Source organism: Prauserella salsuginis (genome assembly GCF_024648885.1).
Taxonomy (GTDB): domain Bacteria; phylum Actinomycetota; class Actinomycetes; order Mycobacteriales; family Pseudonocardiaceae; genus Prauserella; species Prauserella salsuginis.
On record NZ_JANBBF010000008.1, the window covers coordinates 921,832 to 939,523 of the forward strand.

Sequence of the window (17,692 nt, forward strand, 5' to 3'; positions counted from 1 at the left end):
ACCACCAGCCCGATTCTCCACCGATCCGCTGCCCCACCGAGACCCGCTGTCCTACCAACCCGCACCCGACCCCGAGACGGGGCGTCAACCAGCAACCAGAAAGGGAAAATCTCCGTGGCACGAGTACTGATCGCCGGTGAAAGCTGGATCACGCAGTCCACCCACATCAAGGGAGTGGACTCGTTCGTCACGAGTTCGTACGTGGAAGGCGTCGCTCCGCTGCGGACGGCACTGACCGCACGGGGGCACGACGTCGTGCACCTGCCCGCGCACCTCGTGCCGTCGGACTTCCCCGAGGACCAGGCGGCGCTGGAGGCCTACGACGTCGTCGTGCTGTCCGACATCGGCGCGAACTCGGTGCAGCTCGCACCGGCGGTCTTCGAAGGGGCACGCCCCGGCGGCGACCGTCTCGCCGCACTGCGCGACTGGGTCGACGCGGGCGGCGGCCTGCTGATGGTGGGCGGCTACCTGTCGTTCACCGGGTTCGAGGCGAAGGCCGCCTACCGCAACACGGTCCTGCACGAGGTGCTGCCGGTGGACCTGCTGCCCGAGGACGACCGGGTGGAGCTGCCGGCGGGCGCCCACGGGCAGGTCGTCGCCGAGCATCCGGCCCTCGGCGACGTGAGTGGCGAGTGGCCGCGCCTGCTCGGCTACAACCGGGTGCGCCCACGGCCTGCCACCGAGATCCTCGCGACGATCGGCGACGACCCGCTCGTCGCTGTCGGCGGCTACGGCGAGGGCCGCACCGCCGTGTTCACCTCCGACTGCTCGCCGCACTGGGCCCCACCCGAGTTCTGCGAACAATGGCCCGGCTACGCGGCCGTGTTCGGCGGCCTGATCGACTGGCTCGCGGCGTGAGCCGGTCGCGTCACCTCCTGCATACCTGCGAACCCGCACTCGAGCGGGCGGCCGGCATGCGGTTCGTCCGAGACGTCCACGACGGCACGATCGGCGAGCCGGAGTACGCACGGTATCTGGAGTTCGAGGCCGGATTCGTCGACACCGCGGCACGACTGCACGGGCTCGCGGTGTGGCAGGCACCGCACTGGCGGGCCGTCACCCGCAACGCCGGCGCCCTGCACGGACTGACGACCGAGCAGACCGAGTACTTCGCGGCCGCGCGCGCGGCGTGGCCCGTCGCAGCCGAGGTGTCCGACGCGGCACGGCGCGCCGCGTCGGTGCTGTCGGACTACGCCGTCGCGGCCGCCGAGGACGGCGGCTACCCGGCCGTCACCACGGTTCTGTTCGCCGCGGAGACGCTGTATCTGACCTGGTGCACCCGTGCCCACCGCGACGGGACGCCCCCCGCGGGTCCGATCGCCGACTGGGTCGCCCTGCACACCCGCGACCCGTTCGTCTCCGGCGTCGACGCGCTCGGCGCAGCCGTCGACGAACTGCCCGCCGACGTACCCGACGACCGTCTCGCCGCGTGGTTCACCGGCATGCTCGACGCCGAGATCAGCTTCCACGACGCGGTGTACCTGTAAGCGGGCCGCACGGCACGATTACGGGAGCGGGGCCGGCGCGCCATCCCGGCCTAACGGCATGCGGGAACACAAGACGGCGCGGAGAACGCCGCAGCCGGACGCCACCCGCCCCTGCGGAACCGGGCCGCCCCCGCCGTGGTCCCCTCGCGCAGGTCGCGGCGGGGCCACGGCGGGGCGGCCCTGGACGGGCGAGCGGCCGGGCGGGCTCAGTCTCCTGCCAGCTCGGGAGGGAATCCGCCGGTCGCGATCGGACCCCAGTCATCGATCGTGATCCGCAACAGGGACTTGCCCTGCCGCTGCATCGCCTCGCGGTACTCGTCCCAGTCGGGGTGTTCCCCGGAGATGCAGCGGAAGTACTCGACGAGACCGTCGAGCGCATCGGGCATGTCGAGCACCTCGGCAGTGCCGTCGAGCTGTACCCAGGCGTCGTTCCACTCCTCGGAGAGCACGCACAACGACACGGTCGGGTTCCGCCGCGCGTTGCGGGTCTTCGCTCGGCTCGGGTACGTGGAGATGACGACCCGGCCGCTCTCGTCCACACCACAGGTGACCGGCGACAGCTGTGGCCTGCCGTCGGTTCGCGTCGTCATCAGCACCGTGCGGTGGCGCGGCCGCACGAACTCCAGGAGCGTGTCCCTGCCGACCCGTTCGGCGGTGGCGATGCGTGGCAACTCTCCAACCTCCTGGTGTGCTCGTCCTCACCGGCGACCCGTCCGATCCACGGGTGTACGCGGCCGAACTGTACCGCCCCACCGCGGCCGCCGGCCGCAACGTCTCACCGCGGTGGTGCCGTCGTCGCGGCAGTTTCTACCGACGCGGCGGCGCCTTCACGGCGGCGTCGTTCACCGACGGCGGCGTCGTTCACCACAGTGCCTTCCTGCACCGCAGCGTCTTCCTGCACCGCGGTGTCGTCGTGCACCGCGGTGTCTTCTCTCGCCACACCGCCCGTCCCCGCGGCGACCTCGTACCGCCGCGACCGGCCCTCGCCGCGACCTCGTGCCGCAGCGCAGTCCCACGGGCCCGGCTGCCGGTACGCACCACGGATACGGTTACCGATCGTCGCCGGCAGCTGTCCGGCCGATCTCTGTGATCATTTTTCGGTTTCGTGAAATGTCTCTACCAATACATTTTCACGAATGAATCACGAGTGGCATTCACGTTCCGTATCCGGTTATCACGCAGTGTATTCGACGTGGCACGCCGAGCACAGTGACACGTCCGAGCGATATCGACGAGCCGTGACCGGACACCCACACAATGCCGTCACCATGGCCGTCGCCGCCGGCACAGTCACTCACACGTGCCATTATTTTCGCTGGTCACAGCGTTTTGACCGGCGGACTTGGCCAATCGACCCGTGTTTCTGATACGTTCGCGCAGTTGTCTGGCGCGAGTCAAAGAAAGCCGACTCCTGGGCGCCTAAACCTTCTCCCGGAAAACGATCTGTGTTCCACGACACCGATCCGTGACTTTTCCGTTGCTGTTTCGTAATCTCTCGGAAGGTGTTCGCGACAACCCCGCGTGTTCCCCAGCACGGTCGCGACCCTGCCGATCCGGAACCCCGACCGGTCGGCACGCGAAACAAAAAAGGAGAACCACCCCGTGGAGTGGAACGACATCCCCCGGAACGCGAAGAACATCTTCGCGCGAAAGGCCCTGACCCCGAGTTCCCCGAAGCTGAACGCCTCCTTGAAGGAGAGTGTCCGCGGCTACGCCGCCGTCGGACTCCTCGCCACCGCCCTCGCCGGAGTGGTCGGCCAGGCCGCGTTCGCCGACGAGGAGGTCAACCCGGCCGCAACCCAGCGCACCGCTGATTCGGCGGTGCAGAACGCCGGCGTGGTCCGTGCGCACAGCCACTTCGGCGTCGCCCAGCTCGGCGAGAAGGCCTCCGATTCCCAGAAGTCCAACGATTCCGGGAAGTCCGAGCAGAACGGCGGTTCCGGTGGCCAGGCCCAGCCCGCGGGCCAGGCCGACGAAGACAGCAAGCAGCAGGCCGATCAGCAGCAGGCCCAGCCGCAGCAGGCCCAGCCGCAGCAGAAGCAGCAGGCCGACAAGCAGGCGCAGAACCAGCCCGCCCCGAAGGCCAAGCCCAAGCCTGCGCCGAAGCCGCAGTTCGACCAGGTCGACCGCTGGATCAACCGTGCGATCGACATCCTGCGGCAGAACAACGTCGAGATCACCCACGAGAAGCGGGACGAGATCCGCACGATCATCGAGAAGGAGTCGAGCGGAGACCCGCGGGCCATCAACCTGTGGGACAGCAACGCGGCCAAGGGCATCCCGTCGAAGGGCCTGATGCAGACCATCGACCCGACGTTCGACGCCCACAAGCTGGCGGGCCACGACGACATCTACAACCCGGTCGACAACATCATCGCCGGTGTCCGGTACACGCTGGACCGCTACGGCAACTTCGACGAGCACCCCGGCCTCGCCTCGATGGCCGGTGGCGGTGACTACCAGGGTTACTGAGCACGCGGCGCAGCCGCAGCCGATCGGTCTCGTCGGGCCGCTCGGGGATTCGCGACGGATCCCCGAGCGGCCCGCTCGCGTGCGCGGGCGAGGTCAGAGCGCGTGGCCACCGGCGACCTGCACAACCTGGCCGGTGATCCAGCGGGCCTGGTGCGAGGCCAGGAAGACGACGGCGTCCGCGATGTCGTCGGGCTCGCCGACCCGTCCCATGGGCACGGCGCGGGTGGCGTGTTCCAGGAGTTCGCCATCGAGCCAACCGGTCTGCACCGGGCCCGGTGCGACGGCGTTCACCCGAACCCCGGACGGTGCGAGATCCAGCGCGGTAGCTCGCGTGACCGCCTCGAGCACGGCCTTCGACGTCCCGTAGCCCACCTGCCCGGGAAACGCCCGCGCGGCATCGGTCGACACGTTGATCACACACGGCGGATCGCCACCCTGCCGCTCCCGGACGAGTTCGGCGGTCAGGAGTGCCGGAACAACCGCGTTCACGCGGTAATGCCGCTCGAGCGACCCGCGGGTGACCGTGTCCACGGTGTCCGGCGTCTCGCAGTGCGCCGCGTTGTTGACCAGAACGTCTACCGAACCGAGGCGCTCGACCACCTCCCGCACCAGCGCCCGGGCCGCAGCCTCGGCCGACAGGTCCGCCTCGACGGCGATCGCGCCGTCGAGCTCGTCGGCCAGCCGCCACGCCTGCTCGGCCGGCGGCGTGACATGAGCCCATGAGGTCTCGGCCGGCGCAGGAGACTCGGCTTCCAGGTAATGGATCGCGACGCGAGCCTCCTGAGCCGCGAAAGCACGGCTGATCGCCGCGCCGATGTTGCCCGCACCGCCGGTCACGAGGACGTTCCGCCCCGCAAGACGAGGATCGATCATGCCGGTGTCCTACCGGCACCCCATCCCGGTGTCGACCGATTTTCCGACGGCACGACGCCGCTCGTCAGGGTTTGCGGCCGAGGCCGACGATGCCGCTCGAGGTGGCCGGGTTCGCGCGGAACTCTTCCGATGCGGGTGATGCGCGCAGCTCCGGCTTCCACTCCGGCGTCCATGTGATACCGGGCTCGACGAGTTCGAGGCCGTCGAAGAACTGCGCGAACTCCTCGCGGGACCGGAGGAACAGCGGCGAGCTCGAGCGGGCGTACTGCGCCCTGATCGCCTCCCGTTCGTTCTGGCCCTCGTCCGGTACCCCGTCGTCGGTCAGGTGCGAGGTCAGCAGGTACGAGCCGGGCCGGAGGCGGTCGAGGTAGTCGCGGATGACGCCGCGCGGATCGTCGTCCGGGCCGAAGAAGTACAGCACGTTGACCGCGATCAGGCCGATCGGCTTCGTGGGATCGAGCACGCCGGTGTCGAGCGCCGCCTCCCACACCTCGTCGACGTCGAGCAGGTCGGCGTGGATCACGGCGTGGCGGGTCGGATCACCCTCCTGTTCGAGCAACACCCGCGAGTGCGCCACCGCCACGGACTCGTTGTCGACATAGACACAGCGACTGTCGGCGTTGACCGAATCGGCGATCTCGTGGACGTTGCCCACCGTCGGCACACCGGATCCGAGGTCGAGGAACTGGGTGATGCCCTGATCGGCGAGGTACTGCACACCGCGGCCGAGGAACTCCCGCCCGACGCGGGCCATCGTCCGCACGATCGGGAAGGTCTCGACGGCCTTCGCGCCGAACTCGCGGTCGATCGCCCAGTTGTTGTGCCCGCCGAGGAACCAGTCGTAGATCCGCGCGGGATTCGGGCGTTCCAGATCCACGCCCTCCGGTACGGAGCCCTGGCCGTTCGGCGCCATCGTTCCTCCTCGTCGTCCCCGCGGACGCGTCGTTGATCAACCGCCGCCGTCACCCTACCGAGGGAGCAGGCTGCTTCCCATCCCGCGCGGAGTGCCCGGTTCCGGGCCTCGTCCCACCCGCGCGGGGCCCACCCGCGCACGCGGGGCCGATCAGCGGACGAGCCCGGTGATGCGGGTGCGCATGTCCTCACCGAGGAATCGACGCAGCGCGGCGGTGAGCTCGTGGCGAGCCTGCTGCTGATCGGCCGCGAACGCGCCAGCCAGCTCGCCCATGGCCAGCAGCGTTCCGGTGGGCGCGCGCCCCGCTTCGTGCATGCGTGCGGCGTGTTCGCGCAGCCCGTCGCTCTGCACCTCACCGTCCTGGAACGCGCCGAGGATGTCCTGGAGCTTCTTGAGCCGTTTCAGCACCGCCGCGTGCTCGGCGGCCGGGCACAGCGGCCGCGCGAACTCCAGCAGGTACCGCAGCTCCTTGCACCGCTTCCGCAGGTTGTGCACGTCCTCGGCAGGCGTTTCCGGGGTGATCGCCGCGGCCTTGCGGGTCACCTTCTTCGCCGTGCGCGCCAGCCGGTCCCGCACGAACGTCCTGACGTCGGGAACCCGGCCGGCCTCGCCGCCCGCCGCCCCGGTGTCCTCGGTCGTCCCGGTGTCCTCGGCCGCACCTGTGTCCTCGGCCGCACCGGTGTCGCCGTCACCGATGACGTCCGTCAGGGTCGCGGGCCACTCCTCCAGCAGCCGGGTGAACCGGCGGGTGCGCAGCGCACGGACGAGTGCGCGCCGGGCAGTGTCGCGCTCGCGGTGGAGATGGTCGCGGAACGGCGCGAGGTCGTCCGACTCGCCTGCCGTGAGCCTGCCGGCGAGGTCGTCGAATCCGAGCAGGTAGACGTCGAGGTCGCGCGTCGGCCCGGTCACCTCGCCCAACCACGTCAACGCCGCCGAGTGCCGCTCGACCGGCCGCGCCGGCAGTACGTCGCCTGCGAGTTTCAGCAGTGACCGGGTCCGCCGCACGGCCACGCGCAGATCGTGCAGATACTCCGTGTCGACGTCGGCGATCGTGCCGTCCACGTTGGCTGCGATCGCACGGGCGTGCGCCCGCAGCGCGAGCGCGACGGCCACGTCGGCGGGCATGTCGGGCGACAGTTCCGGGGGCTCGGGCCGATCCGGCAGACCGGCCGCGGCCAGCAACTCCTCGTAGAGGTCACCGGAGTGTTTGCGGAACGTCCTGCCCGCGTCGTCACCGCCCTGCGACCGAGGAGCGCAGAGGGCCTTCCTGATCCGTTTCGCGTGCTTGCCCACGCCCGTGGTGAGCACGTCGACACGGATGAGCGGCTCCGTACGCACCGGCTCCTGCACGGTCGTCTCCCGCCAGACGAGACCGGCGACCACCCTTGCCTCCTCGTCCCGCACGTGCACCTCGCGGGTCACCGTGCGGGCACGCAACACGGGCGCGACGGCACGCACCCACATCGGTCCGGCGACGAGCTCGCGGACGTCGCCGTCGGGCAATTCGCCGGCGAGTGCGGGCCACTCGGGTGGTCCGGACAACGGAGTGCTCGCAGTGTCGTCGCCACGAGTAGCGGTCAGTGAACCGGGGCCGGAGGCGCGGTCGTGGGTCAGCCGCACGCCCTTGCGCCGCAGTCGCCAGTCGGCGGTGTCGAGGTGGGTTCGGTTGCGAATCCGGCGCGGACCGGCCTCGAGGGTGTAGCGCGACGGCACGACCGGCTCCAGCGCGGCGAGCACGGTGTCGGCCTCACCCCGCGTCGCCGCACCGTCGACGAGCAGCGTCCCGAAGACCGTCGGCTGCGGCTCCACGTCGTCTCGCACAGCGGCCTCCTCGTGCACGTCACGTCTGCGCCGGGACGCGAATTGTACGGCAGCGGGCGCGATTCGGCACCGCCGTCGACCGGGACCCGCACCGTGCCGGCCGCGACCGAATGGGCGAGACTCGCCCCTGCATCCCCAGGAAAGGACTCAGTGACGTGACCGAGATCGACATTCCGACCGTCGAACTGAACAACGGCGTGACCATGCCGCAGGTGGGCTACGGGGTGTTCCAGGTGCCGCCCGACGAGACGGCCGTCGCGGTGACGGCGGCGCTCGAAGCCGGATACCGCAGCATCGACACCGCCACCCTGTACGGCAACGAGTCCGGCGTCGGCCGGGCCGTCCGCGACGCGGGCATCCCGCGCGAAGAGCTGTTCCTCACCACGAAACTGTGGAACGACGCGCACGGCTACGACGCGGCGCTGAAGGCGTTCGACGCGAGTCTGGCCGCGCTGGGCACCGACTACGTCGACCTGTACCTGATCCACTGGCCCCTCCCCGGGGCAGGTCTGTACCCGGAGACGTGGCGAGCGCTGGAGCGGATCAACGCCGAGGGCAGGGCCAGGGCCATCGGCGTGTCGAACTTCCAGCCGCACCACCTGGACACCCTCGCCGAGAACTCCGGCGTCGTGCCCGCGGTCAACCAGATCGAGGAGCACCCGTTCCTGCAGCAGGCCGCGGTGCGCGAGTACGACGCCGCCCACGGCATCGTCACCGAGGCATGGAGCCCGCTCGCCAAAGGCGGTGACCTGCTCACCAACGAAACCGTCACCACGCTCGCCGCCAAGCACGGGCACACTCCCGCGCAGGTCGTGCTGCGGTGGCACCTGCAGCTCGGGAACGTGATCATCCCGAAATCCGTCACGCCCTCGCGCATGGCCGAGAACCTGCAGCTGTTCGACTTCGCGCTCGACGCCGACGACATGACACGGCTGGCGGGACTCGACCGCGGCGAGCGGACCGGTCCGGACCCGGACACGTTCAACCGCCGCTGACGCCGGACGCCGCGTTCGCCGTGTCCCGGCTTCCGGCGTGCGGTGCGCCGGGAGCCGGGTCGTCCGGGTCGCCGAGGTACCGCAGCTCGTCGAGGTACCGCTGCGGCGGGCCGAACAGTGCGGCACTGCCGTGGGCACGCTTGAAGTACAGGTGGGCGTCGTGTTCCCACGTGATCGCGATACCGCCGTGCAGCTGGATCATCTCCGCGGCGATGTGCTGCAGGCTCTCCGAACACACGACCTTGGCCACCGCCGCGTCCTCATCGTCCGGACCGTCACCGCGCGCCGCGGACGCGATCGCGGCATGGCAGGCAGAGCGAGCCGTTTCCAACCGGACGAACGCATCGGCCAGCCGGTGCTTGACCGCCTGGAAGCTTCCGATCGGCCTGCCGAACTGGCGGCGCTGCAGCGTGTACTCCACCGTCCGTTCCAGGGCCCGCTCGGCCGCACCGGTCTGCTCCGCGGCGAGCACGACCACCGCCTCGGCTCGCGCCCGCCGGAGCGCGTCCCCCGGCAGCTCGCCCAGCCGCGTCCCCGCCACCTCCGACAAGGTGATGGTGGCGAGACGGCGCAGCGGATCCAACGCCTCGGCGTCGCGGCGGCTGACTCCGGCAGCTCCCGCGTCCACTTCGTACAGTGCCGGTGGCCCGTCGTCGCTCTCGACGACCGGCACCAGCAATGTGTCCGCCTCGTCCCCGTCCAGCACGTACGAAGCCGTGCCGTGCAACACCGTCGACGCCGCGCCGTCCGCACCGCGCAGGCGGGCGGTGACGACGGGCCGGTCCGACCACGTGCCGTCCTCACCGGTCCACACCACTGCGGCCACGCGGCTCCCGTCGGCGAGGCCCGGCAGTAGCCGGGCGCAGGCCGGTTCGTCGGCGGCCTCCCTGACGAGGCGAGCGGCCAGCACCGAGGACCCGAGCAGCGGACTCGGCGTCAACGTGCGGCCCAGCTCGTGGGCCACGACGCCGATCTCGGCGAGTCCGGCACCCGCGCCCCCGTACCGCTCGGGGACGGCGAGTCCGGCGACACCGATCTGGTCGCACAGCATCGACCACACGGCGGGGTCGTACCCGCCGGGGGAGGCCATCACGTCGCGGATCTCGGAGTGTTTCTCCAGCAGTCCGCGCACGGCCTCGCGCAGCGCCTCGCGTTCCGCCGCCCCGTCGTCAGTCGGCATGCTCACCTCGCACGGCCGTCAGCACGCGGGTGCGGTGCGCGTCCGCGGTGCCCCATGCGCCCGCGAGCGCGCGTACCTTCGTCAGCCACAGGCCGAGGTCGTGTTCGGCCGTGTAGCCGATCGCGCCGTGCACCTGCAGCGACGTGCGCGCGGCGAGCAACGCCGCACGGGTCGCGGCGACCTTCGCCGCTGAGATGTCCCGCATCACCACGGGCTCGGCTGCGCCGGAGGCGAGCGTCACCGCCGCCCCGTCGACGAGTGGCCGCGCCATCGTCAGGCTCACCGTGACGTCGGCGAGCAGATGCTTGACGGCCTGGTACTGCCCGATCGCCCTGCCGTACTGCCGCCGCTGCGACGCGTACTCGGTCGCCATCGCCAGCATCCGCCGAGCCGCGCCGAGCAGCTGGGCGGACACGCCGAGCACGCCGAGCGCGAACGCGTGCGGCCGCGCCGCGCCGAGCACTTCCCCGTGCTCGGCGGCGGGGAACAGGCCCCGCGTCGCGTCGATCGACGGCATCCGGCCCCCGGAGTCCATATCGGACGAGATCCGTTGAACGGCGGTCCCGTCCAACCGCAGCACGACATCCGCCGCGTCGGCGTCCAGGGCCCGGGGCACCTCGGGCGGGATCGCGGCCGTCACCATCGACTCCCCCGCGGCGACGCGCGCCAGCTCGTCACCGCCGAGCAACCGCGGCGCCACCACGGTCGTTTCCACGACCGGGCCCGGCACCGCGTGGTACCCGCACGCCTCGAGCGCCACCACGGCGTCCGCGGGCTCGGCGTCCGCTCCCCCGTGCTCCTCCGGCACCAGCAGGCCCCACACCCCGAGGTCGGCCAGCTCCCGCCACAGTTTCCGGCCGGGCTCGAACCGCCGCTCGGCCCACTCCCGTGCCACGCCCGGCGTGTCGGCGCCCGCCAGCAGTTCGTCCAGCGCCGCGGCGAAATCCCGCTGCTCCGGCGACAACGCGAACCTCATCGACGCTCCTCCCGTGGCAGGCCCAGCACTCGCTCGGCGATCGTGTTCCGCTGAATCTGGTCCGTGCCGCCGTAGATCGGACCGGCCAGCGAGAACAGGTAGCCCTCCACCCACGGCGAGGCCAGTTCGCCGTCCGCGCCGAGCACGTCGAGCGCCGTCTCGTGCAGTGCGACGTCGACGCTCGACCAGGCCAGCTTGTTCACACTCGACTCCGGTCCCAGCTGCTCGCCGTCGGCCAACCGGGTCGCGGTGCCGTAGGTGTAGAGCTGGTAAGCACGGGTGTCGATCCACGCGTCGGCGACCCGCGAGGCCGTCGCCGCGGGCTCACCACACGCTTCCCACAGCCGCACCAGCCGGTCCGCCGAGGCCAGGAACCGGCCCGGACTACGCAGCGACAACCCGCGTTCGTTGTTGGCGGTCGTCATCGCCACCCGCCAGCCGTCACCCGGCGTGCCGATCACGTCCTCGTCCGGCACGAACACCTCGTCGAAGAACAGCTCGGCGAACCCCGGCTCGCCGTCCAGCTGCGGGATCGGCCGCACGGTCACGCCGTCGGCGCGCAGGTCGATCATCAGGTACGTCAGCCCGCGGTGCCGCTCCGAGTCCGGGTCACTGCGGAAGAGGCCGAACGCACGGTCGGCGAACGCGGCCCGCGAGCTCCACGTCTTCTGCCCGGACACCAGCCAGCCGCCCTCGGTGCGGACCGCGCTGCTGCGCAGGGCCGCGATGTCGCTGCCTGCCTCCGGCTCGGACCAGGCCTGAGCCCACACCTGTTCACCGCGCGCCATCGCCGGCAGGATGCGGTCCCGCTGCTCGGTGCTGCCGTGGGCGAACAGCGTCGGCGCGAGCATGAAGATGCCGTTCTGTCCCACGCGCCCGGGTGCGCCGGCCGCGTAGTACTCCTCCTCGAACAGCAGCCACTGCAACAGTGACGCCTCCCGGCCGGTGTACTCGACGGGCCAGGTGACGACCGAAAGGCGCTCCTCGGCGAGCCGCGCCTCCCACTCCCGGTGTGCGGCGAACCCCTCGGCCGTGTCCATCGACGGCAGGCCCTGCCGCGGCACGTTGTCGGCGAGCCACGCGCGGACCTCGTCGCGGAAGACCGCCGACTCCGGATCGATGTCGAGGTCCATCAGCGGCTCCCGGCGTCCCGCATCGACTTCGCCGTCTGCCCCGCCAGCGGATCCTCCGCGGTCTCGGCGTTGTGGGCGTGGGCGAAGTGGTGCAGGCCGAACACCGCGTCCATCCCCGAGCGCATGCCCATCAGGTCCTGCGCCTGGTTCACGGCCTTCTTCGCCAACGTCAGGCCGAACGCCGGCATCTCGGCAACCGTGTCGGCGAGGCCGAAGACCGTGTCCTGCAGCTGTTCGCGTGGCACGACCCGGTTGACCATGCCCCATTCCTTGGCCTGCGCGGCGCTGAACCGCTGTCCGGTCAGCAGGACCTCCTTGGCGGCGGCCGTACCGAGCACCCAGGGGTGGGCGAAGTACTCGACACCGGGGATGCCCATCCGCACCACCGGGTCGGCAAAGAACGCGTCCTCGGAGGCGACGATGAGGTCGCACACCCACGCGAGCATCAGGCCGCCTGCGATGCATGCGCCCTGCACCGACGCGATCACCGGCTTGGGGATCTCCCGCCAGCGCCGGCACATGCCGAGATACACCTCGGACTCCCTGGCGAACCGCCGGTCCCCGCCCTCGCGGTCGGTGTGGTCCCACCACAGGACGGCCTTGCGGTCGTAGCTGACGTCCACGTCGCGGCCCGGCGAACTGATGTCGTGTCCCGCCGAGAAGTGCTTTCCCTCTCCTGCCAGCACGATCACCTTCACGTCGGGGTCGTCGACCGCACGTGCGAACGCGGCGTCGAGCGCGTAGGTCATCACCGAGTTCTGCGCGTTGCGGTACTCCGGCCGGTTCATCGTCACCACGGCGACGGCGCCGCGGCGTTCGTAGCGCACGGTCTCCTCGTCGGTGCTCGCGGCGCTGTTCTCCTCGGTCATGCCACTTTCTCCTTGCCCAGCAGGCGTTTCAGGACCTTCCCCGACGCGTTCCGCGGCAGTTCGCCGACGAACTCCACCGAGCGGGGACGTTTGTAGTTGGCGAGCCGCTGCCGGCAGTGTTCGAGCAGCGACTCCTCCGACGGCGGATCACCTCCGGCCGTGTCCGCACGCACGACGAAGGCCTTCCCCACCTCGCCGAGCCGCGGATCGGGAACACCGATCACCGCGACCTCCCGCACACCGTCCACACGGGACATCTCCTGTTCGATCTCGGCCGGGTAGACGTTGAAACCGCCGCAGATGTACATGTCCTTCAGCCGGTCGGTGATCGACAGGTTGCCCGCCTCGTCGAGCCGGCCGACGTCACCGGTGTGCAGCCAGCCGTCGGCGTCGATCGCCTGCGCCGTCGCCTCCGGGTCGTCGAGATAGCCGCGCATCGCGTTCGGCCCACGCAGGAGCACCTCGTCGTGGTCGCCGATGCGCACCTCGAAGCCGGCGGCCGCCCTCCCGCACGTACGCGCGATGGTGGCCGGATCGTCGCCGGGTTCGCACATCGTCGCGACGACCGCTTCGGTGAGGCCGTACGCGGTGAGCACCGTGTCGAATCCGAGCTCGCCGCCCATCCGTTCGACGAGCGTCACCGGCACGGTCGCCGCGCCGGTGACCGCCAACCGCAGCGACGAGAGGTCCGCCGCCTCTCGGCCGGGGTGGTCGAGCAGTGTCTGGAACACCGTCGGTGCCGCGGGCAGCACCGATACCCGTTCTCGCTCGATCAGCTCGAGCGCGGCGGTCGCGTCGAAGGTGGCCTGTGGCAGCAGCGTCGCACCGGTCAGCAGGCCGACGAGGATGCCCGCCTTGTAGCCGAAGCTGTGGAAGAACGGGTTGACGACGAGGTACCGGTCGCGGGGTGTCAGGGCGCCGCGGTCGGCCCATGCCGCGGCGACGGCGAGCGACTGCCGATGCGCCGACAGGACGCCCTTGCTGCGGCCTGTCGTGCCGGAGGTGAACAGGACGTCGGCGATGGCCTCGCCGGTGACGGCGGCGGCCCGCGCGTCGGCCTCGGCCGGGTCGACGGCCGCCGCCACGTCTGCCAGGTCGTCCCAGTCCACGGCGACCGGGTCGGGTGCGAGTGGCCCCGGCAGCGGCACCCGCACGATCAGGCGGAGGGTGTCGAGGTCACCGTCCGCCGCGGCGGCCCGGATGCCGGCGAGCCGGTCGGTGTCCAGGAAGTCCCCGGCGACGACCAGAGCCGTGGCCTCGCTGCGGCGGATCAGATCGACCGCCTCGGCCCCGGTGAACCGGGTGTTGATCGGCACCAGGGTCGCCCCGGCGTACTGCGCCCCGAACGCGGCGATCACCCAGTGGTGCGTATTGGGCGAGTTCACGGCCACCCGGTCGCCGCTGCGGACGCCGCGCGCCATCAGCACGCGCGCCATGACGCGAACGTGTTCCAGAAGCCGATCGAACGTGATCCGCACATGCCCGTCGACAATTGCCTCCCGGTCACCGAACCGCTCCGACGCTGCTTGAAGCGCCTTGGGGATCGTCACCGGAGTTCCTGCCTCACTCATCCCGCTCCCTTGCTGGACGAGAAATCTAGAACGTGTTCTTATTATGCTAGCGCACGGTAGCAGGAGGTGTGAGTGGAAAACCACGAGCGATTCCGGCGAGAGGTGGCCACCTGGCTCGCCGACAACCTCACCGGCGAGTTCGCGGGCGTGCGCGGCCTCGGCGGACCGGGCCGCGAACACGAGGCGTTCGACGAACGCCTCGCGTGGGAACGACATCTCGCGGCGGCGGGCTGGACGTGTGTCGGCTGGCCCACCGAGTTCGGCGGGCGCGGCCTGTCGCTGGCCGAGCAGGTGATCTTCCACGAGGAGTACGCGGCGTCGGGTGCGCCCGCGCGGGTGAGCCACCTCGGCGAGCAGCTGCTGGGTCCGACGCTCATCGCGTTCGGCACCCCGGAACAGCAACGCCGGTTCCTGCCCGCGATCCGCGCGGTGGAGCAGCTGTGGTGCCAGGGCTACTCCGAGCCGGGAGCCGGATCGGACCTGGCGGCGGTGTCGACCACCGCCCGGCTCGAACCGGACGGCGGCGGCGCCGAGGAGCAGGCGTGGATGCTCAACGGACAGAAGATCTGGACCTCGCTGGCGCACGTCGCCGACTGGTGTTTCGTCCTCGCGCGCACCGAACCGGGGTCGACCCGGCATCACGGGCTCTCGTACCTGCTGGTGCCGATGGACCAGCCGGGCGTGACCGTCCGTCCGATCACGCAGCTGACCGGGACCTCGGAGTTCAACGAGGTGTTCTTCGACGACGCCCGCACCGAGGCCGACATGGTCGTCGGCGAGCCGGGCGACGGCTGGCGCGTCGCGATGGGCACGCTCGGTTTCGAACGCGGCGTCTCCACGCTGGGCCAGCAGATCGGATTCCGGCGCGAGCTGGACGGCATCGTCGCGCAGGCGCGCGCGACGGGCACGATCGACGACCCCGTACTGCGCGACGATCTCGTCCGCGCGCGGGTCGACCTGCGGGTGCTGCGCGCCCACGCACTGCGCACGCTCGAGCGGGAGCCGGGGCCGGACGTCGCCGTGGGCAAGCTGCTGTGGGCCACCTGGCACCGGCGGCTCGGCGAGCTGGCGATGCGTGCGCGCGGCGCGCGCGGCCTGATCACGGGCGGCGATCTCGACGAGTGGCAGCGGCTGCTGCTGTTCAGCCGCGCGGACACCATCTACGGCGGTTCCGACGAGATCCAGCGGAACATCATCGCCGAGCGCGTGCTCGGACTGCCGAAGGAACCCAGGAACACGGAGGAACGCCGATGACCGAACGGCCTGCGACGGCAGCCGATCACACGGAACCGCCCGAGCACGCACAGCCACCCGAGCACGCACAGCCACCGGAGTATCCGAAGCCCCATGACCTGTTGGCGGGCAAGGTCGTCGTGGTCACGGCGGCGGCGGGCACGGGGATCGGCTCGGCCACGGCGAGGCGGTGTCTCGAGGAGGGCGCGCGGGTGGTCGTGAGCGACTGGCACGAACGCAGGCTGGCCGAGAAAGCCGAGCAGCTGGCCGAATTCGGCGAGGTGGACGCGGTCCCGTGCGACGTGACCGACGACGACCAGGTCGTCGCGCTCGTGGACGCGGCGTGCACCCGTTTCGGCCGGATCGACGTGATGGTCAACAACGCGGGACTGGGCGGCACACAGTCCATTCTGGACATGTCTGACGAGGAATGGTCCCGCGTACTCGACATCACGCTGAGCGGCACGTTCCGCTGTACGCGCGCGGCGACCCGGCGGTTCGTCGCCCAGGGCGGCGGCGGGGTCGTCGTGAACAACGCCTCCGTCGTCGGCTGGCGGGCGCAGCAGGGCCAGGCGCACTACGCGGCCGCGAAGGCCGGGGTGATGGCGCTGACCCGCTGTGCGGCGATGGACGTCGCCGCACACGGCATCCGCGTCAACGCCGTCGCTCCGAGCCTGGCCGCACATCCGTTTCTCGCGAAGGTCACCAGTGAGGAGCTGCTGACCGAGCTCGCGGGCCGCGAAGCGTTCGGCCGCGCCGCCGAGCCGTGGGAGATCGCCAACGTCATGGTGTGGCTCGCGTCCGGCTACGCCACCTATCTCACGGGCGAGACCGTGTCCGTGTCGAGCCAGCACCCGTAGGAGGAACCATGGCCGAGGCCTACCTCGTCGACGCCGTCCGCACCCCCGTGGGCAAACGCGGCGGCGCACTGTCCACTATGCACTCCGCTGATCTCGGCGGGCATGTGCTGGGAGCGCTCGTGGAACGTACGGGTATCGACCCCGCGACGGTCGACGACGTGATCCTCGGCTGCACCGACACGCTGGGCCCGCAGGCGGGGAACATCGCACGGACGGCGTGGCTGGCCGCGGGTATGCCGGATCACGTGCCGGGCGTGACCGTCGACCGACAGTGCGGGTCGAGTCAGCAGGCGGTGCATTTCGCCGCACAGGCGGTGCTGTCCGGCACGGCGGACGCGGTGGTCGCGGGCGGCGTGCAGAACATGAGCGCCATCCCGATCAGCGCCGCGATGCTGGCCGGCCGCGAGTACGGCTTCGAGGATCCGTTCTCCGGCTCGGAGGGCTGGCACAAGCGCTACGGCGACATCGAGATCTCGCAGTTCCGCAGCGCCGACATGATCGCCCGGCACTGGGACATCACCCGCGAGCAGATGGAGACCTACGCCTACCGCAGCCATCAGCGCGCGCTGCGCGCCGCCGACGAAGGGGTCTTCGACCGCGAGCTCACCGACGTGGCCGGCCTCGCAGCCGACGAGGGCCCACGCCGTGGCACCACGCCGGAGAAGATGGCCCAGCTGCAACCCCTTGCCGAGGAGTCACGGATCACCGCGGCGACGGCCAGCCAGATATCGGACGGAGCGAGCGCGGCACTCGTCGTGTCGGAGGCCTACGTCCGCGAACACCGGATCACCCCGCGGGCACGGATCCACCACCTGTCGGTGTCGGCCGCGGACCCCGTGTGGATGCTCACCGGCCCGATCCCCGCCACGTCGCGGGCGCTGCGCCGGAGTGGACTGTCGACCGGCGACATCGACCTGTTCGAGGTCAACGAGGCGTTCGCGAGCGTGGTGCTGGCGTGGCTCGACGAGACGGGCGCCGACCCCGACCGCGTCAACGTCAACGGCGGCGCGATCGCACTCGGCCACCCGATCGGCGCCAGCGGTACGAAACTCCTGGCCACCCTGCTGCACGAGCTCGAACGCCGTGGGGGCCGCTACGGCCTGCAGACCATGTGTGAGGGCGGCGGCACGGCCAACGTCACGATCATCGAACGCCTCGGGTGACCCGTGCAGCACCCCCGGGGGCCCGTGTTGCGCTTTCCAGGCCTCGTGTTGCACCTCCCGGGCCCGTGTTGCGCCTCCCGGGCCTCGTGTTGCGCCTTCCGGGGCGCCTCCGTGTTCCACCAGGCCGTGTTGCGCCGCGGGTGACG

17 protein-coding genes are annotated in these 17,692 nt (G+C 70.9%); 7 read left to right on the forward strand and 10 right to left on the reverse strand.

The features are described from left to right. Positions 1–114 precede the first annotated feature (114 nt). Positions 115–858, forward strand: coding sequence for a glutamine amidotransferase (locus LY40_RS05765; protein ID WP_258936154.1), 744 nt, complete (start codon positions 115–117; stop codon positions 856–858). 56 nt (positions 859–914) lie between these two features. Then, positions 915–1,487, forward strand: a complete 573-nt coding sequence (locus LY40_RS05770) for a TenA family protein (protein ID WP_258936155.1) — start codon at positions 915–917, stop codon at positions 1,485–1,487. A 206-nt stretch (positions 1,488–1,693) separates the two neighbouring features. On the opposite strand, the gene LY40_RS05775 is transcribed toward LY40_RS05770, so the two are convergent. Both LY40_RS05775 and LY40_RS05780 read right to left on the reverse strand, forming a co-directional pair. Next, on the reverse strand, positions 1,694–2,158 hold the full coding sequence (locus LY40_RS05775) for a PPOX class F420-dependent oxidoreductase (protein ID WP_258936156.1): 465 nt from the start codon (positions 2,156–2,158) through the stop codon (positions 1,694–1,696). 104 nt (positions 2,159–2,262) lie between these two features. Then, positions 2,263–2,406, reverse strand: coding sequence for a hypothetical protein (locus LY40_RS05780; protein ID WP_258936157.1), 144 nt, complete (start codon positions 2,404–2,406; stop codon positions 2,263–2,265). Between the two features lie 683 nt (positions 2,407–3,089). Here LY40_RS05780 and LY40_RS26480 point away from each other — a divergent pair. After that, positions 3,090–3,959, forward strand: coding sequence for a transglycosylase SLT domain-containing protein (locus LY40_RS26480; protein ID WP_372497682.1), 870 nt, complete (start codon positions 3,090–3,092; stop codon positions 3,957–3,959). 93 nt (positions 3,960–4,052) lie between these two features. Here the strand turns inward: LY40_RS26480 and LY40_RS05790 are convergent, their stop codons facing one another. The 3 genes from LY40_RS05790 to LY40_RS05800 form a co-directional block, all read right to left on the reverse strand. Beyond that, positions 4,053–4,832, reverse strand: coding sequence for an SDR family NAD(P)-dependent oxidoreductase (locus tag LY40_RS05790; protein ID WP_258936158.1), 780 nt, complete (start codon positions 4,830–4,832; stop codon positions 4,053–4,055). A 64-nt stretch (positions 4,833–4,896) separates the two neighbouring features. Next, positions 4,897–5,745, reverse strand: coding sequence for an SAM-dependent methyltransferase (locus LY40_RS05795; protein ID WP_258936159.1), 849 nt, complete (start codon positions 5,743–5,745; stop codon positions 4,897–4,899). A gap of 150 nt (positions 5,746–5,895) precedes the next feature. Then, a complete protein-coding gene (locus LY40_RS05800; RefSeq protein WP_258936160.1) occupies positions 5,896–7,566 on the reverse strand; it encodes a CHAD domain-containing protein in 1,671 nt (556 codons plus the stop codon). A gap of 203 nt (positions 7,567–7,769) precedes the next feature. On the opposite strand from LY40_RS05800, the gene LY40_RS05805 reads away from it, so the two are divergent. After that, positions 7,770–8,561 carry an aldo/keto reductase gene (locus tag LY40_RS05805; protein WP_258936273.1) on the forward strand — a complete coding sequence of 264 codons (792 nt, stop codon included), beginning with the start codon at positions 7,770–7,772 and terminating at the stop codon, positions 8,559–8,561. Here the strand turns inward: LY40_RS05805 and LY40_RS05810 are convergent. Genes LY40_RS05810 through LY40_RS05830 form a run of 5 tightly spaced genes read right to left on the reverse strand, consistent with a single transcriptional unit; the run spans position 8,548 to position 14,290 of the window. Next, positions 8,548–9,741: an acyl-CoA dehydrogenase family protein gene (locus LY40_RS05810; protein WP_258936161.1), complete on the reverse strand. Its 1,194-nt coding sequence runs from the start codon at positions 9,739–9,741 to the stop codon at positions 8,548–8,550. The genes LY40_RS05805 and LY40_RS05810 overlap by 14 nt on opposite strands. Then, positions 9,731–10,717 (reverse strand): acyl-CoA dehydrogenase family protein, encoded by a 987-nt coding sequence (locus LY40_RS05815; RefSeq protein ID WP_183787230.1) that lies wholly within the window; start codon positions 10,715–10,717, stop codon positions 9,731–9,733. Before LY40_RS05815 ends, LY40_RS05810 begins: the two co-directional genes overlap by 11 nt. Beyond that, positions 10,714–11,850, reverse strand: coding sequence for an acyl-CoA dehydrogenase family protein (locus tag LY40_RS05820; protein WP_183787231.1), 1,137 nt, complete (start codon positions 11,848–11,850; stop codon positions 10,714–10,716). The genes LY40_RS05815 and LY40_RS05820 overlap by 4 nt, the downstream gene beginning before the upstream one ends. Beyond that, a complete protein-coding gene (locus LY40_RS05825; RefSeq protein WP_183787232.1) occupies positions 11,850–12,719 on the reverse strand; it encodes an enoyl-CoA hydratase in 870 nt (289 codons plus the stop codon). The genes LY40_RS05820 and LY40_RS05825 overlap by 1 nt, the downstream gene beginning before the upstream one ends. Next, the gene (locus LY40_RS05830; protein ID WP_258936162.1) at positions 12,716–14,290 is read right to left on the reverse strand and encodes a FadD3 family acyl-CoA ligase; all 1,575 of its coding nucleotides are present in this window, start codon (positions 14,288–14,290) and stop codon (positions 12,716–12,718) included. The genes LY40_RS05825 and LY40_RS05830 overlap by 4 nt, the downstream gene beginning before the upstream one ends. Before the next feature lie 72 nt (positions 14,291–14,362). On the opposite strand from LY40_RS05830, the gene LY40_RS05835 reads away from it, so the two are divergent. From LY40_RS05835 to LY40_RS05845, 3 genes are read left to right on the forward strand one after another with little or no spacing between them, the layout of a single operon-like run. Continuing rightward, positions 14,363–15,544 (forward strand): acyl-CoA dehydrogenase family protein, encoded by a 1,182-nt coding sequence (locus LY40_RS05835; RefSeq protein ID WP_183787234.1) that lies wholly within the window; start codon positions 14,363–14,365, stop codon positions 15,542–15,544. Then, the gene (locus LY40_RS05840; protein ID WP_183787235.1) at positions 15,541–16,383 is read left to right on the forward strand and encodes an SDR family oxidoreductase; all 843 of its coding nucleotides are present in this window, start codon (positions 15,541–15,543) and stop codon (positions 16,381–16,383) included. The genes LY40_RS05835 and LY40_RS05840 overlap by 4 nt, the downstream gene beginning before the upstream one ends. Before the next feature lie 8 nt (positions 16,384–16,391). Continuing rightward, on the forward strand, positions 16,392–17,546 hold the full coding sequence (locus LY40_RS05845; RefSeq protein WP_258936163.1) for an acetyl-CoA C-acetyltransferase: 1,155 nt from the start codon (positions 16,392–16,394) through the stop codon (positions 17,544–17,546). Positions 17,547–17,692: the final 146 nt, after the last annotated feature.